The following is a 17,084-nucleotide window of genomic DNA, read 5'->3' as shown; positions in this document are numbered from 1 at the left end:
TCTATTCAAGCGTAAGGAGAGACATCAATGACAACGACGCTAAACGAGGTGCCCACCGGGGTGCCCACACTCAGGACCAATCTGGCCGATTACCCCGTCACCCAGGCGATGAAAGACGGGCGCGTAAAGTCCGATCTCGTCGACCTCGACTACTGCGGACCGACGCCAGCGCATAACGGCTTCAAGGCGATGGTCCGCGAGAACAGGTTCGACGCAGGCGAACTGGCGATCGTCACCTTCCTGCAAGCCAGGGCCTACGGCAAGCCCTACGTGCTGTTACCGACGCCGATCTCGGGACGTTTCCAGCATCATTGCGCCGGTTTCAACATCGACTTTGGCGATCTGAAGCCGAAGGACATCGAAGGCAAGAAGGTCGGCGTGCGCACTTATACGCAAACGACTGCGCTGTGGATTCGCGGCATCCTGCGTCACGAATATGGCGTCGATCTCGACAAGGTCACCTGGATGACGCTCGGCGACGGACATCTCGCCGAGTATCGCGATCCGAACAACTGCGAGCGCCTGCCCGCCGGTGCGTCGATTCCGCAGATGATGCTCGACGGTGAGCTGAGCGCGGCCTTGCTCGGTGAAGACATGCCGAAAGATCCGCGCGTGCGTACGCTGGTTCCGGATGCACAGGCCGCCGCGAAAGACTGGTTCGCGCGCGAAGGCGTGGTGCCGATCAATCACATGTTCGTGGTACACGCCGACGTGTCGAAGAAGCACCCGGAGGTGGTTCGCGAACTGTACCGGATGATCGTCGAAAGCCGGGCGCTGACTGAAGGCGGCGTGCCGGCCATCTTCCCGCCCATTGGCCTGGAGGCGAACCGCAAGGGGATCCAGTTGGCGATCGACTGGGCGCTCGATCAGAAGATCATTCCGCATCGCCTGTCGGTTGACGAACTGTTCGACGACGTTACTGGTAATCTGGGTTGATCGACCACGGGGAAAGCGTCGAGGGCCCGGAAACAGCGGTAAGCAACAGAAGCACGATGCGTTGACGAAAAGCGCAACGCGGGAGCAGTTCAGCGGTTGAGCGGTTTCACGCCGTTCACCTACGCATAATTAATGGAGGCATTAGGCTGTGCATCTGACTACATCTTTGAAAAAACTCCTGGCGTGTGTGGCCATCGGGGGAGCCTGGATGCTCATTCCAGGCGGAGCCGGGGCCGCAACGAAAGGCACCTTGTTGCTCGACCGCGTGGGCCCCGTGACATCCGAGCTGTATGTCGCCAATGCGGACGGCAGCGACGAACACCGGCTGCTCCCAACCGACGGTTTCGACTATCACGCCTCGTTCTCGAAAGACGGGCAGTGGATCGTGTTTACGTCGGAACGCGATGGCCTCGGCCAGTCGAACCTCTATCGCGTGAAGGTGGATGGCACGAACCTGCAGCGCCTTACCGATCACCCCGGCGTGTCCGACGCCGCTGTCTTTTCGCCGGCCAACCCGAACCTCATCGCCTTCGTGTCGTCGCGCAGAGGCGAGAAGGATTACGGCACGGTCAACATCTGGACGCTGAACATTGCGACAGGCGCGCTGAAAAACGTCACGGGTGAACTGAAATTCGATCCGAGCAAACCGCATAGCTACTTCCGGCCCTCGTGGTCCCCGGACGGCAAGTGGCTCGCGCTTTCTTCCGATACCGGGTCCGATTGGCGCGGCCACAATCTGCCGGTGGGGTGGGAACGTACACAGGAAAGCAGCATTTACCTCATCAAACCGGATGGTTCGGGCTGGAAGAAAATTGCCAGCAAGCCGGGCTTTGACGAAGGCTCGCCTTCCTGGTCGCCGGACGGCAAGTCGGTGGTCTTCTACGAAACGCCGGTGGAGTCGACGTGGGGGGCGCACCGTCCGGAAGGGATCAACAAGGTGAGCTCGCAACTGGTTTCGGTGGACGTGTCCACGCTTGAGCGGAAGGACCTGACGTCGACGCCCGGTTTCAAGGTGTTCCCGCAATATCTGAGCGATACCAACGTCGCGTATCACGTGAAGGGCGGTGACACCGAAGGGTTCTACACCACCGCCGGTACGTTCCGCTCGACGGCCAACTCGGGTATTCGCTCGCCGCGCTATTCGTCGGACGGCGGCAAGGTGGTCTACGAAAAAATCGCCATGCGTCCGGCCCATACGAACGGCACGCCGCTGTATAGCTTCGACCCGGACTGGAACTATCGTTACATCGACGTCTTCCCGCAACTGTCGCTGGATCGCCAGAAGCTGGTGTACACGGAAAAGGCCATCAATTCTTCCATTGCCATCATGAACCCCGACTTCACGGGCTATCAGCGGATCTACGATCCTGCTAACAGCGGCCTGGATCCGGTCATGATCAAGCAAGGTCTGGCCGGTGCATTTCAGCCGACCTGGTCGCCGGATCGTCAGTGGGTGGCCTTCGGTGTGGGCGACTGGTTCTTCACGCGCGGTGCCGGTCCTGGCCGCATCATGCGTATCAAGACCGACGGCAGCATGAACGGCAAACCGGAAGTGCTGACCGACGGTTCCATCAATGCGGGTTTCCCGAGCTACTCGCCGGATGGGAAGAAGATCGTCTACCGCGTGTGGAGTCCGAAGGTGCAGGGTCTGCGTATTCTCGATCTGGAGACGCACGTTGATACCGTGCTGACCACCGATCCGGACAACCTGCCGGGCTGGTCGCCGGACGGCAGCAAGATCGTGTTCACCCGCAAGGAAGTCAACCCGACGGACCCGAACAGGTTTCATTACGACGTCTACACGATCCATCCGGATGGATCGGGCCTAACCCGTCTGACGACGCCGGGGGCGAATCAGGGCCACGCCGTGTGGACCTACGACGGCCGCATTGCGTATAGCTCGGGTGTGTATGGTTTCCGTGACGAACTCGCGCTGTACGACAACAGCTTCCAGCCCGATGGTCAGAACTGGGTGATGAACGCCGACGGTAGCGACCAGCATCCGATTACGGACACGCTATGGGAAGAGGCAATGCCGCTGTACATTCCCAATCCGTAAGTCTCTTTTTGCGTTGACCATTGCATTGGTTTGACGAGGGCGCTGCGCGAAAGCACAGCGCCTTTTTGTTCATGCTCGCCATCCGGCATGGGGCGGCTCGAGAGCGATCTCGTTGACTTTCGGCGCCCATTTGCGCTGGAGTAGAACCAGGGTGCTGGTTGCGCCGATCAGCAGGAAGGCGAAGATCGCCATCATGGGCAGGGTGTAGCTGCCGCCAAGATGGAGCAGCCAACCCGAAAGACTCGCCGACACACCGCCCGCAAGACTGGTGGCAACCTGCTGCAGGCCCGTGTTCAATCCCACCGCCTGCTTGGGGATCAAGGTCAGTTTGCACAGCGCGAGGTTATTCGCCGTGACGAGGCCGAGGAGCGACAGCGAGAGCACGTTCCAGAACAGCGCCATGTCGAGCGATGGCGCATAGGCGCCGAGCAGAACCGTTGTGCCGCCGATAAAGCCCGCCACGATAAACGCCTTGCGCACCATAACCGCGTCGTGACCCCGGGCGATGATCCGGTCCGCTGCCCAGCCGGCAAGCGCCGCAACGATGGCGATGCCGGCAAAGCTGAAGAAGGTATAGAGGCCCGAGCGCTCGAGAGAAAGGCCGCGCTGCTCGACCAGATAGGCCGGCATCCACGTCATGCAATAGAAGGCGAAATAGCTGTAGCAGAAGTTATTGACCAGCCCACCCCAAACCACAGGGCTCGCGAGCAGGTTTTTGAGCGGCACCGTAGAGGCCCGATGGATGGCGGCCGCAAGTTCCTGCCGTGACGGATAGTCGTTTCTGACCATCAGCAGCCAGGGCACCAGCCAGATCAGTCCGACGAGGCCGGTTGCGATGAACATCACCTTCCAGGAATACGTGACGATCATCCACGCCGCGATAGGCGCGCCGAGCGCGGGCCCCATCTTGCCGCCAATCGAAAAGATACCGAGGGCGGTGCCTTTCCGGGTTTCCTCGAAGTGGTTCGCGAGGTAGCGATAGGTAGCCGGCACCACCACCGCTTCGGCTACGCCGATCAGCAGACGCATGACGATCAGCGCCGAGAGCGTGGTCACCATGCCGGTGGCTGCGGCGGCCATGCACCACAGCGCGAAGCAGATCGTGTAAGGCCATTTCACGCCGTAGCGATCGACCAGCCAGCCCATCGGCATCTGAACGAAACCGTAGGACCAGAACACGGCGGAGTTGAGCCAGCCGCGCTCCACGCTCGTCAGCGCAAACTCTCGAATGAAGCTTGCGTCCGCCAACGCAGACGACAGGCTGGTACGGTCGACAAACGAAATCAGCAGGCCGAGCGAGAGAAGTACGAGAATGCTCCAGGGATTCTCGGTCGCCGGTCGTTTCAATTGATGCGTCTCCATCGCGTTCACTTCGAGAAGACAGGCTGAGCCAAAAATCTCTTCATGTAAAGCGGGTTCCGCCACAACGTTCTTCGCACGGGGGGCGCGCGTGTACTGGGCATGGCGACCCGCCTGCAGGGTCGCCAATGCAATTGTTATCGAAGACGGTCGATCAGAAATGAACCTCGGCCACAAACATCGGTGCCGACGTAATGGTGCCCACCGTTTCGTTAGTCGGCGAGCCGTACATGTGATGCCAATACTCGTAACCTACGCCCGCGTACACCACACGCGGGTGGCCGGCAAACGAGCCAAGATCCGCCAGCAGTGAGCCGCGAGCGAGAAACTCGGTGGTGGTCTCCACGCCGAAGCCATCTCTGCCTTTAGGCCCGGTCATGCTGGCAAAACCTTTGAAGACCAGCGGCAAGGGCCCCACCTGGAACGGAACCAGCCACGAGCTTTCGACGTGCCACGCGGGATTGAAATGCACGTCCACGCCGGTAATGCCGTTGTGGTTACTCTCGGTACGTACCCCGGCCGTGACGTTCCAGAAGCCGCGCGGTACGGCAAATTCGATGGTCGGGCCGAATACCAGCATCCGGGCGCGCTCGCCGTATGCATCGTTCTTGACGCCGAACTCGTAGCCGCCGGTCAAGCCAAAGTCGCGGATGAAGCCGTAACCCATATACCGGCCAAGAATCTTGCCGGCACTCAGTTCGACACGGCCGATGCTATAGATCTCCTGCGCTCCACCATTGGACGGGCCGCCCGCTTCCGGGTTGGCGGAATTCGACACGAGGTAGTCCACGTTGAACGCGTAGCTACCGTACTTGAAACCGCCTATCGTCGAAAGATAACCGATGTTCTGCGCGACCTTGTCGGGTACACCCGGATAGTGGAAGTCGCTGCCATAGCGGTAGCCGACAAACGTATCGTTCCACGACACAGGCGGCGCGCCGAATTGCTCCGCCGATTTCAGATCCGGTGCACTGAGCGGCGCGGCGCCGTTCTTTAGGGTTGGCGGTGTTTGCGGGGTTTTCTGGTTCTGCTGCTGCGTTTGCTGGACTTGCGGCGGCGCGGAGTCGCTCGGTGCAGTGATGATTTCCTCAGCATGGCTGAACTGGCTCAAACAGCAGAAGAGGGCGGCGCCGAGAAGCGGGTTGCGCAAAGCTACTGATATGTTTTGCATGTCTCCTTCCATATGGTTTTTTATCAGCCCGCGGCTGTTCAACCTTCTTCTGGATGAACAGGGAGCCAGATTTTTCTGTCGCGGTGGGGAGGATAGTATTGGATGCCCGAGCGCATGCCTTTACACAAAAACTAGATTCGCTTGCATTTTTTGTTGCGGCGGCGCGGGAATCTACGAGGCGTGTGCGGCACTCAACGCATCGAGCCGAAAAGTGCCAGTGAATCTCAGTTTTGTGTAGGGACGCCCTGGCGGACATCTCATACCCTTGCTCCAGCATGACCATGCGTCCGGCGGCCTGTTTGGTCTGAAACGCCGGGTTCGTCAGCGCTTTGAGCGCATGACATGATCCTGCCCGCTCGCCAGAACAAGACGCATTCCAATAAAAATTAGGCATCCAAAATATGAATGTGAGTGTCCTGAATCGAGCAACTTGCGTGATGAATTTAATAACTAGATTGACTCGGAGACTGCGTGAAAAAACTGATTATTCTTGTCACTGGGGCGGCATCGGTATGCGTCCTCAATTCTGCGTACGCGCAGTCGTCGGTGACGCTGTACGGCGTCATCGACAACGGCGTGGAATACCAAAACCCCGGTTCTTCCCCGGCAACGCTCCGCGCAATCTCCGGTGGACTGTTTGCAAGCCGATATGGTCTGAAGGGTAGCGAGGACATCGGCGGCGGTCTTCACATCAACTTTCAGCTGGAACAAGGCTTCTCCGGCGCGACCGGTGCGGCGTCGAATGCCGCTGAGGCTTTCAGCCGTCAGGCATGGGTTGGAGTATCGGGCAATTTTGGCGAGGCGCGTTTTGGTCTGCAGAACACGCCTCAATACATTTTCATGAACCCCGAGCTCGACCCTGTGGCGGTGATGAGCATGGGTTCGCCGATGAATAACTTCAACAGCCTGACCGTTCGGGTCAATAACGCGATTTCGTATTTTACGCCCACGGTGTACGGCCTGACGGCGCAATTCATGGTCGCCATGCGCGATCAGACGACCAGGCCGACCAATGGATTGCAGTTCTATAACGCGGCACTGCGTTACGTGAACGGACCGTTTCGCGCGGCGGCCGGCTACGAGCAGGCAGCCAATGCGACCGGCACTTCGATCCTGAAGGTGTTCAATGCCGGGGCGTCGTTTGGTGTGGGGGCTGCGCGGTTTTATCTGGCTTATCACACGGAACACCAGACCGATGACAGCGAGAAGCGTGACGTCTACGAAGCATCGGGTTCATATTCGTTCAGTCATGCCGATCAGCTTTCGCTGATGTATGGCTATGAGCACGATCGGACCGGGCAGGGGAACAACGCACAGCAGGTGGGTTTGACGTATGAATACTTCCTCTCCAAGGCGACCACCTTATACGCCGCAACCGGGTTTATCCAGAACCGGAACCAGGCGGACTTCACCCTTAACGGCACGTCGTATGGGGGTGTTGCGGTCGCACCGGGCGCCAATACGCGCGGCGTGACGCTTGGAATGGTGCACATGTTCTGAGGGTGCCGGCGCCTGCATCGCCGGATGCGGCGCCGATCGTCGGGGTAAATCGCAAGTGACGCCCGACGGAAATGTATGGAAAAATACCCCCGGTTTCCGCGACCCATCGAGAGGATTATCATGGTACGCGGTGCAGGGCGGCTCTAATGAGGGAATCCGCTGAAATAGCAGTTAAGCGGCCCTATCAGACGATCTGTTCGACGCTTCGCAGCAGGATGGCAAAGCCTCCAACCGTAGTGCCCCGATCTCCATCGCCGCGATCGCGACCGCCGCGCAACATCGCGATCTCGCGCGGCGGCTCACGGCCCGACGTCGCGCCGACCACGGCAGCGGTTTGGGCCGTTGCCAGATTGAAGAGACAAGGCCCGCGCGACACCCGCGCCAGAGAACTTCTGCGTAAGGCCGGAATATCAAGGACGGCCGCTACCTAGTCGATTCGGCCGCCAAGGAGACTTTATGACACACAGTGCCGTGGCAAAGTACCAGCCCAAATCGATTCCTAAAGCGAAGCAGGCCACCGTTCCCAAGGTCCGCCTGTACGTTGAGCGCCCTGAAGCGGAACACTGGTTTGTGCATGTCGGGCATGTCACCGACCGGGGCCGCTGGCGCACCGAGCCTCATGCGCATCCCGCCTATGGCCAGGTGATCTTTGTCCGCAGCGGGCGCGGCGTCATGAATCTCGAGGGTAGCAGCGTGCCGTTCGAGGGCCCTTGCGCCTTGCTGTTGCCGACCGAGTGCGTGCACGGTCTTGACTACGAGCTTGATGCCGACAGATGGGTCGTCACGATCGAGGTCGCCTATCTGACCCAGGTGAACGCCAAGCTGCATGAATTCATCGCGCTCTGGGCGTTGCCCCGGATGATTTCCCTGGCCTATTCCGCCGAGGCAGGCATCGAGTTCGGCAACCTCATCAAAAGCCTTAAGCACGAGGTGGAGTCGGACGCCGTGGGCCATGTGGTGGGCACGGAAGCGCTCCTCACCAGTCTTCTGCTCATGCTGGTTCGCGAAGCGCATTTGGACCAGGCCGGCAACGAAGCCGCAACACGCAACGACATTCGCCAGGTGGATCGCTTCCGCAAGCTGATTGACGAACACTACCGGGAGAATTTGCCGCTGCAGGACTATGCGTCGATGATGGCGGTGTCTCTGGTACAACTGCGTGCGGCCTGTGCCTCCGCCACCGAGCAAAGCCCGACGAAAATGATTCACGCCCGCATTATCACGGAGGCCAAGCGCAACCTGATTTTCGGCGATATGTCTGTGGAGCAGATCGCCTTTGGGCTTGGTTTTGCGGATGCCGCGTACTTCACGCGTTTCTTCCGGCGAGAAGTCGGCCAGGCGCCAAGCCAGTTTCGCATCGCGGCGCGACAATAGCCGCATCGCAAGGTCCTGTCACAGTAGGCGGATTGGGGGTGGCGACGAAGCGTGCATGATGCCGCTGTCGCGAACCGGTGTCCTCACGGAGCGGCTCAAAAAGTACCAGCGAATCCCACTTTTGTGCAGGGACGCGCGCGTGTGAATCGAATACCCTTAGCCAACCCGTTCACCCCGCTCACGCATGCCGAATGCGTCGCTCGCCTTGCCGAGATTGCACAGCTACCAACAATGACACAGCTGCCCCTCCAGAGAAATGCATTGACGCGGTACGGAGCGATGGCGGCAGCCAGCGTGCTTACGTTGCTAGCCGGTATGCACAGCGTGCGCGGCAATGCCGCGACGCCGCCGGAAAGTGCACAAACGGAACTGGTCTACGTGGGGACGCAGAAAGGTCAGATCGACGCGCTGCGCCTCGACACATCCACCGGCAAACTGACGGCGATCGGCGCTGTTGCGGAGGGGCCGAAATCCACATGGGTGGCCGCGCATCCGCATTTGCCGATGCTTTATGCGGTCGACGACGACAACACCCACGAAGGAAGCGTCACGGCTTATGCCGTGGATCGCGAGACCGGCTCGCTGACCAAGGTGAACGCGGTCGCCACGGGCGGCGCCGGCAGCACGTACCTGGGCTGGGACATCCCCTCGATGACCTTGCTCGACGCCAACTACGCCAGCGGCTCCGTATCGAGCATCGCAGTCAATCGCGACGGCAGTCTGGGTTCACTCGTCTCCACGATCAAGGAGACCGGTTCGGGACCGAACCGGCGGCAGGCAAGTGCCCATGCGCACAGCGCCGTGATCGATCCCTCGGGTCAATACGCACTCGTCCCCGATCTGGGTGCTGACCGCGTGTTCGTATATGGCTTTGACCGCGCAAGTCACGCGGTGACAGCGGGCAACGAGGTCAATCCGCAGTCCTTCGTTACGCCGCCCGGCAGCGGCCCTCGTCGTATCGCATTCGGTCGGAACGGTCAGTTCGCGTATGTGCTGACTGAACTGAGCGCGGAGATCATGGTCCTGCACTGGGATGCCTCGCAAGGGCATTTGACGTTAGTGCAATCCGTGCCGACCAGCACCGAAGAGTTTCAGGGTGTGAAGAGCGGCGCCGAACTGGCGCTCAGTCGTGATGGACGTTTTGTTTATGTGGAAAATCGCGGACAAAATGCACTCGTGGTGTATCGCATTAGCCCCGATTCGGGTGAGCTGTCTCTGGTTCAGCGAACGTCTGCAGGCGGTGTGAAGCCGTGGGGATTTGCCATCGACCCGTCGGGCAGATGGCTGCTGGTCGCGAACCAGCAGAGCGGGACAGTCAACGCATTCAGTATCGATCCTGAATCGGGCATGGTGGCGGACAGTGGCCAGGCGGCCGACATACCGACCGCGGTCAGCGTCGCTTTTGTGAAGTGAGGCGTTGCGATTGCCGGTGCGTACGCTATACGCGGAATTGACCCACCTGGCGCAATACAGTCCACGCCAGCGACAGCGAAAAGGCAGCCAGAATGATCGACGCACAGCGCTGCAGATGGACCGGACTGATCCGCATCAGCCGGCCGCTGCCGAGCGCCGCGCCAAAGGCGATCCATGCCAGCCCGGTTGGGATCAGTGCGGCGGTAAAGATGCCCATCGCTTCAAGATAAGCGGGCAAACGTTCGAACGCAATCGCGGGAAAGATCGTGCCGGCGAACAGGATGGCTTTCGGATTGAGCAGCGTGGCGACGAACAGCGTGCGCAGGCCGATCGCCTTTTGCGTGGACGAAGGAAATTCGCTCGCGGTTTGCCACATCCGAACCGCGAGGACTGCCAGGTACAGACTGCTTGCAATGCGCAATAGCGCGGGTATCCAGGTGAGCGATGTCGCCGCATGCGAGAGAAAGCATCCCAGCACGGTAATCGACACGAAGTAGCCGGCAAATTCGGCGCCAATCAGATGAGCCGAGCGCCGCACGCCGCGCTGCAGACCGGCGGTCGCGAACAAGGTGTTGGTGGGCCCTGGCATGATCAGCAGGATCACAATACCTAACGTCAACAATGCAGCGCTGGAAGTCGATAGCATGAGTTGGTGTCAGTAAGGGATGAGCCGGGTTAGCGGCGGTTGTGAAGACACGGTACAGCGCGGCAGGCGTATGGCAAGCGAAACAACGCCGACGGATCTTACCCGCCGCGAGCGAGATACTGATGCACTGCCTGAATGGCTGCCGCCCCCTCGCCGACCGCCGCCGCCACGCGCTTGACGGAGCCGCTGCGCGCATCGCCGGCTGAAAAGATGCCGGGCCGGCTCGTCTCGAGATCGTGCGGCGGCCGCTCCGCAGTCCACGCGTCGCCGGTATCGGCACCTGTCAGAACAAAACCGTCCTTGTCGAGCACCACACAATCGCCCAGCCAACGGGTGTTGGGCTCGGCCCCGAGAAAGAGAAACACGTGCCGAATAGGCTTCTGTTCGATCTGCCCTTGCCGGTCCCAACGTATCGCCTCAAGTTTCGATTCGCCGCATAGCTCGACGACCTGTGTCTTCGTATGCAGCGTGATATTGGCTGCCGCGTTGATTCGTCTGATCAGATAAGCCGACATGCTGGCGCTGAGTCCGTCGCCGCGAATCACGACGTGGACATGACGCGCGAACCTCGCGAGAAATACCGCAGCCTGTCCCGCCGAGTTGCCGCCGCCCACTACGATCAACTCTTCGTTGCTGCAGAATGCGCCCTCCATGAAGGTCGCGCTGTAGTAGACGCCGCGGCCCTCGAAATGCTCAAGACGCGCAAGGTTCGGCTTTCGATAGCGCGCACCCGTGGCAATCACGACCGCACGGGCGTAAACGGACTCATCCTGACTGAGGCCAATGTGAAACGATTGAGAATCCGTACAGTCGATGGTCAGCGCTTCAATCGGCACGCCGACTTCGGCGCCGAACTTGCGGCATTGCGACAGGCCGCGGCCAGCCAACGCCTGCCCCGAGATGCCGGTCGGAAAACCAAAGTAATTCTCGATCTTCGAACTGGTGCCGGCCTGGCCTCCCGGTGCTTTGGCGTCCAGTACCGCCACCTTCAATCCTTCCGAGGCCGCATACACTGCGGCCGCGAGTCCCGCGGGTCCTGCGCCCACCACCACGAGGTCGAAGTGCTCGCCATTGAGCCGGTCCGGACTCAGGCCGATTGCATCCGCGACGGCTCGGTGGCCAGGTTGCTTCAGCACGGCCCCCTGCAAGGTGATCACTACCGGAATGTCGGCTTCCGTTGCGCCGTAGTGCGTCAGGAGGTCTTTGGCCTCGGGGTGTTGGACGATATCGAAGTAGGCCGAGGGCTGCGCGTTGCGGCTGAGGAAGTGACGCAGGCGTAGCGTAGCGCCCGAGGACGTACTTCCAATCACCACCATGCTCACATGTTGACCCTGGATGAAAGCGACCCGGCGCAGGATATAGGCGCGCATGATCGTTTCGCTGAGTTCGGCTTCGGCGATCACGAGCGCGCGGAGCGATTCCTCGTCGATGACGATGACCTCGCAGTCGGTGAGGGCGCGTGTCGTTGCGACCGCAGCCCGGCCGGCGAGCGTGGCGACCTCGCCGGTGAAACTGCCGGGCCCGTGGGTGCCCAGCAATTGGGGGCCCTGAACCGACGCCCGGATCGCCTCGATCGTGCCGGAGAGAATGGCGAACATGCCGGTGTGGCGGTCGCCTTCGGAATAGAGGATGTCGTTGGCCTTCAGCTTGCGTCGCTCGCCGTATCCTTCCAGGATCGCCAGTTGCTTCTCGCCGAGCGTGGGATACACCTGATGGTAGCGGCTGCCACCTGACGACAGATCGTGGGGATTGCCTGAAGTATCTTTGCCCATGGCGGTTTCCGAAGTGATGCTTGTGGTGAAACTGCTGCATTCAGAGTGGCTATGATATCTCCGTTTGCGGTCCATAGAATCGCGCGGTTTGCCGGCGTGAGCGGATCGACCTGATCGACCATCGCGTAGGGTCCCGCTGCGCGTCTGCGCCCGGACTCCGCATCTTTGAACCTTCGTTTCATCGCCACCTGCCTGGTTATCCATCCACGGTCGAAGAGACCACGTCAACAGCAGCGCGAGTCTAAAGGGGCTGGCCTGTCGCCACACATGCTCCGGGCGGAAAGTGATTGTTGTCGCTTCGGATAACTATCAGTGGGTTTGCCGTAAGAGTGCCTGAACATGGGCTTTTGCCGGGGGCGGCGCGTTCCAGGCGCGACGTCGACGCGCCTGCGTGGCCGAGATACAGAAGTGTTTGTCCGAACGCCTCCTGGTACGCCAAATACACTCCGGTCGCTGATTCAACCTCTTTTTCAAGTGACCGGATGCCATGTGGATCGTCAATATCGCACTACGGAGGCCGCTGACATTTATCGTCGCGGCCATCCTCATTCTGTTAGCTACACCATTCGTGCTGCTGCGGATGCCTACGGATATTTTTCCGGAAATCGACATACCTGTTGTCAGCATCATCTGGAGTTACAACGGACTCGATGCGACCGATATGGCGCAGCGAATCGTGACCGTCAGTGAGCGCAGCCTCACCACCACGGTCAACGACATCGACCACATCGAGTCGTCGTCGCTCGCCGGCGTGGGCGTGATCAAGCTTTATCTGCGCCCTGGTGCCAGCGTACCAATGGCCGTGGCTCAGGCTGTCGCCAATGTGCAGCAAACGCTGCGCGTATTGCCGCCTGGCATTACCGCGCCGCTCGTCATCAAATATTCGGCGTCGAGCGTACCGATCATCCAGTTGGGCTTGTCCAGCGACACGCTGTCGGAACAGCAGTTGAACGACCTCGGGATGAACTTCCTGCGACCCCAGCTCGTGACCATTCCTGGAACGGCGGTCCCGTATCCATATGGCGGGAAATCGCGCGTCATCGCGGTTGACCTCGATACGCAGGCCTTGCTGGCGAAGGGCATGACACCGACCGACGTCGTGAACGCCGTGACTGCACAGAACCTGATCCTGCCGTCGGGAACCGCGAAGCTCGGCGCCACCGAGTACCAGGTTGACGTGAATGGGGCGCCCGAGGCCATTTCCGAGTTGAACGCCATTCCGGTTAGCACGAAGAACGGCTCGACCACTTACCTCAGCGAAGTGGCTCACGTACGGGACGGCTTCTCGCCGCAAACCAACGTGGTTCGCCAGGATGGACACCGCGGCGTGCTTCAGCCGATCCTGAAGAATGGCGGTTCGTCGACACTGCAGATCGTCAGCGACCTCAGAAAGATGTTGCCGTTGGCGGCCGCTTCCCTGCCGAAGGATCTGCGCATCACGCCGCTCTTCGACCAGTCCGTGTTCGTCAAAAGTGCGATTACAGGCGTGATCCGCGAAGCGGCGATTGCCGCCGCGCTGACCGCCGCCATGATCCTGATGTTCCTCGGGAGTTGGCGCAGCACGGTCATCATTGCCGTGTCGATTCCATTGTCGATACTGTCGTCCATCATCATGCTCAGCATCTGTGGACAGACCATCAACCTGATGACGCTCGGCGGCCTGGCGCTGGCGGTGGGTATTCTCGTCGACGATGCGACCGTGACGATCGAAAACATCGAGCGTCACCTGCATCTCGGCACACCGCTCGAAGACGCCATCCTGACGGGTGCGGGCGAGATCGCGGTGCCGGCGCTTGTTTCGACACTGTGTATCTGCATCGTTTTCGTGCCGATGTTCTTTCTGAGCGGCGTCGCGAAGTTCCTCTTCGTGCCGCTGGCCGAGGCAGTCGTGTTCGCGATGATCGCCTCCTACGTGCTCTCACGAACGCTCGTGCCGACGCTGGTCAAGTATCTGATGGCCAACGTATCGCACCACGCCGCCAATCCCACGCCTAACCTGTTCCACCGGGTGCAGGGCCGCTTCGAAGCGGGCTTCGAGCGCCTGCGTGCCGGTTATGTCGAGGTGCTTGAGGTGGTGTTGTCCAACCGTACGCTTTTTGTCTCGATCTTCCTCGGTATCTGTATCGCCTCTTGTGGGCTGTTCCTGACCTTGGGGCGCGATTTCTTCCCGAGCGTCGACTCCGGTCAGATCCGCTTGCACATGCGCGGTCCCACGGGCATGCGTATCGAGGAGACAGCCAGGCTTGCTGACGAAGTCGAAGGGACCATCCGTCAGGTTATTCCCGCCGGCGATCTCGACACGATCCTGGACAACATCGGCTTGCCGGTCAGCGGGATCAATCTGGCATATAGCAACGGCGGCACGATCGGTAATTCGGATGCCGAAATTCTGATTGCCCTGAAAGAAGGCAAACACGGCAACACGCGCGACTACGTTCGAACCTTGCGAACCGAGCTGGCCAAAAAGTATCCCGGCGCCGAGTTCTTCTTTCAACCGGCCGACATGGTGACGCAGATTCTCAACTTCGGCTCGCCTGCAGCAATCGACGTTCAGTTTGCCGGCAACGACCCGGAGAAATTGCGCAGTATTGCCAATAACCTGTCCTATCAGATGCGCAAGATTCCCGGGGCGGTCGACGTTCACGTCTATCAGCTGGACAACAACCCCGGTCTCGGCTTGCGCATGAACCGCACCGAAATCCAGCAGGTCGGGCTCAACGCGACCGACGTCGCCGAGAACATGCTCGATTCCCTCAGCGGCAGCTTCCAGACCTCGCCGTCGTTCTGGTTGAGCAAGAACGGGGTGGTCTACAACGTCGCCGTGCAGTCGCCGCAATATCGCATCAACACGCTGGATGACCTGCTGCGCACACCGGTGGCGCACGTCGGCTCGGGGTATCCGTCCCAATTGCTCGGCAATCTGGTGCAGGTCAAGCCGGAGATCCAGCCTGCCGTCGTGACGCATTACAACATCATGCCGACAGTCGACATCTACGCGGACGTCGACGGACGGGATCTGGGCTCAGTCAGCGGCCAGATCCAGACATTGATCAAACAGGTTCAGCCCACGTTGCCGCGCGGCGCCCGGGTCACGCTGCGTGGCCAGGTGCAGACCATGAACTCGTCGTTCCTCGCGCTTGGCGTGGGACTGGTCATGGCGATCCTGCTCGTCTATCTGCTCATCGTGATCAACTTTCAGACCTGGGTGGATGCTTTCATCATCATCACCGCGCTGCCCGCTGCACTGGCCGGTATCGCATGGATGCTGTTCTTCACTGAGACCACGCTGAGCGTCCCCGCATTGATGGGAGCCATCATGACCATGGGCGTGGCGACCGCCAACAGCATCCTGCTCGTCTCGTTTGCGCGCGAACGCATGGCTGCAGGTTGCGATGCGCTGACGGCCGCATACGAAGCGGGCGCAACGCGGATTCGCCCGGTTCTGATGACCGCGCTTGCCATGATCATCGGGATGATTCCGATGGCGCTCGGGATGGGCGATGGTGGCGAGCAGAACGCACCTCTGGGACGTGCCGTGATTGGCGGCCTGCTGTTCGCGACGTTCTCGACCCTGCTATTCGTTCCTTCTGTCTTTGCGCTCCTGCACAGGAAGCGTCCTCAACACATTGCCGAAGCTCCGGCGCTTGGAGAATAACCATGTCCAGTTCCCACGATTCTGTTGTACCGGCATCCAGTCGTGATGCTGAATCAGGCAAGGCCGATTCGACGGCCGTCAAGCGGGCCTCAAAAATTGCAGTGATGGTGGCTATTGCGTTTGCAGTGCTAGGGGCGAGAGCAATCTGGGATCGTTCGGCGCACGCCAATGCACTCGAGAAGACAGCTAGCGAGAGCGCGCAACAATACGTGACGGCGGTCAAGCCCAAAGCCGGGCCCGCCGATCAGACGGTCAAGCTGCCGGGCACACTCATGGGCGTGACGGAATCGCCGATTTATGCCAGAAGCACAGGGTATATCGCGCATTGGTACAAGGACATCGGCGATACGGTCAAGCAAGGGGATCTGCTGGCGACCGTGGACACGCCTGAGATCGACCGGGAACTGAGTGCGGCCGAAGCCACGCGTGAGCAGGTCAAGGCCCGTCTCGATCTCGCGGGCATCTCGGCGAAGCGCTGGCAGAAGTTACGCTCGGACGACGCGGTGTCGCAGCAGGAGCTCGACGAACGGCAGAGCGCACTCACTCAAAGCCAGGCCGATCTCGACGCTGCGAATGCGGAGGTCGGCCGGCTCCAGGAGCTCGAGCGCTTCAAGAGCATCGTGGCCCCGTTCGCCGGTGTGATCACGCGACGCAACATCGACATAGGGGCATTGGTCGACGCAGGCTCAGAAGGGGCGGGCAAGGAACTGTTCATGCTGGCCAAAACGGACGTGCTGAAAACCTATGTGTACGTGCCCGAGGCCTATTCGCAGCGGGTCAAGAACGGCGATAGGGTGCGCGTCACGCTCAACGAACTTCCCGGCAAGAACTTCTACGGCACCGTTGTGCGTACCGCCGACGCGATCGATACCGTGACCCGCTCGATGCAGATCGAGGTCGATCTGCCCAACCCGGACGGCGTGCTGAAGCCCGGCGCGTACGCCGACGTGCAACTGGATCTGCCGTCGAGCGATGCAGTCGTGATCCCGGCCAATACGTTGCTGTTCCGCGCCGAAGGCCTGCGCGTGGCGGTGATTGATCCCAATGGTCAGGTTCATCTGAAACCCGTGACGGTCGGAGAAGACTATGGCACCACGCTGCAGATTACTCAGGGTGTGAATGCCACGGACCGTCTGGTACTCAATCCGCCCGACTCGCTCGAGGATGGCCAGCATGTCTCCGTCCGCTAAGGGTGCCGC

The 17,084-nt window shown here is 60.4% G+C and carries 11 protein-coding genes; 7 read left to right on the top strand and 4 right to left on the bottom strand.

Annotation, left to right across the window (positions count from 1 at the left end):
- Nucleotides 1-27 precede the first annotated feature (27 nt).
- Together P3T42_RS34460 and P3T42_RS34455 are read left to right on the top strand one after the other, a co-directional pair.
- Nucleotides 28-936, top strand: coding sequence for a phosphate ABC transporter substrate-binding protein (locus P3T42_RS34460; RefSeq protein WP_429308512.1), 909 nt, complete (start codon nucleotides 28-30; stop codon nucleotides 934-936).
- 208 nt (nucleotides 937-1,144) lie between these two features.
- Entirely contained in the window at nucleotides 1,145-2,995 is a 1,851-nt protein-coding gene (locus tag P3T42_RS34455) for a hypothetical protein (protein ID WP_429308511.1), read from the top strand.
- Nucleotides 2,996-3,064: 69 nt separating this feature from the next.
- Here P3T42_RS34455 and P3T42_RS34450 read toward each other — a convergent pair whose 3' ends face one another.
- Together P3T42_RS34450 and P3T42_RS34445 are read right to left on the bottom strand one after the other, a co-directional pair.
- Nucleotides 3,065-4,357 carry an MFS transporter gene (locus P3T42_RS34450; protein WP_429308510.1) on the bottom strand — a complete coding sequence of 431 codons (1,293 nt, stop codon included), beginning with the start codon at nucleotides 4,355-4,357 and terminating at the stop codon, nucleotides 3,065-3,067.
- A 151-nt stretch (nucleotides 4,358-4,508) separates the two neighbouring features.
- Nucleotides 4,509-5,525 carry a hypothetical protein gene (locus P3T42_RS34445; protein ID WP_253190098.1) on the bottom strand — a complete coding sequence of 339 codons (1,017 nt, stop codon included), beginning with the start codon at nucleotides 5,523-5,525 and terminating at the stop codon, nucleotides 4,509-4,511.
- A 471-nt stretch (nucleotides 5,526-5,996) separates the two neighbouring features.
- Here P3T42_RS34445 and P3T42_RS34440 point away from each other — a divergent pair, with 471 nt between their 5' ends.
- From P3T42_RS34440 to P3T42_RS34430, 3 genes are all read left to right on the top strand, one after another.
- A complete protein-coding gene (locus tag P3T42_RS34440) occupies nucleotides 5,997-7,025 on the top strand; it encodes a porin (RefSeq protein WP_074296799.1) in 1,029 nt (342 codons plus the stop codon).
- A 456-nt stretch (nucleotides 7,026-7,481) separates the two neighbouring features.
- A complete protein-coding gene (locus tag P3T42_RS34435) occupies nucleotides 7,482-8,399 on the top strand; it encodes a helix-turn-helix domain-containing protein (RefSeq protein ID WP_074296795.1) in 918 nt (305 codons plus the stop codon).
- A 279-nt stretch (nucleotides 8,400-8,678) separates the two neighbouring features.
- Nucleotides 8,679-9,812 (top strand): lactonase family protein, encoded by a 1,134-nt coding sequence (locus tag P3T42_RS34430; RefSeq protein ID WP_429308509.1) that lies wholly within the window; start codon nucleotides 8,679-8,681, stop codon nucleotides 9,810-9,812.
- A 25-nt stretch (nucleotides 9,813-9,837) separates the two neighbouring features.
- On the opposite strand, the gene P3T42_RS34425 is transcribed toward P3T42_RS34430, so the two are convergent.
- Nucleotides 9,838-10,458: a LysE family translocator gene (locus P3T42_RS34425; RefSeq protein ID WP_429308508.1), complete on the bottom strand. Its 621-nt coding sequence runs from the start codon at nucleotides 10,456-10,458 to the stop codon at nucleotides 9,838-9,840.
- A 98-nt stretch (nucleotides 10,459-10,556) separates the two neighbouring features.
- Nucleotides 10,557-12,230: an FAD-dependent oxidoreductase gene (locus tag P3T42_RS34420; protein ID WP_074296788.1), complete on the bottom strand. Its 1,674-nt coding sequence runs from the start codon at nucleotides 12,228-12,230 to the stop codon at nucleotides 10,557-10,559.
- A gap of 487 nt (nucleotides 12,231-12,717) precedes the next feature.
- On the opposite strand from P3T42_RS34420, the gene P3T42_RS34415 reads away from it, so the two are divergent.
- Together P3T42_RS34415 and P3T42_RS34410 are read left to right on the top strand one after the other, a co-directional pair.
- Nucleotides 12,718-15,885, top strand: a complete 3,168-nt coding sequence (locus tag P3T42_RS34415) for an efflux RND transporter permease subunit (protein ID WP_429308507.1) — start codon at nucleotides 12,718-12,720, stop codon at nucleotides 15,883-15,885.
- A 2-nt stretch (nucleotides 15,886-15,887) separates the two neighbouring features.
- Entirely contained in the window at nucleotides 15,888-17,075 is a 1,188-nt protein-coding gene (locus tag P3T42_RS34410) for an efflux RND transporter periplasmic adaptor subunit (protein WP_429308506.1), read from the top strand.
- The last annotated feature ends 9 nt before the right edge of the window (nucleotides 17,076-17,084 follow it).

Origin of the sequence: Paraburkholderia sp. GAS38, from assembly GCF_050434965.1 — a bacterium.
GTDB lineage: Bacteria > Pseudomonadota > Gammaproteobacteria > Burkholderiales > Burkholderiaceae > Paraburkholderia > Paraburkholderia phenazinium_A.
This window is presented reverse-complemented; position numbering and strand designations above follow the sequence as displayed.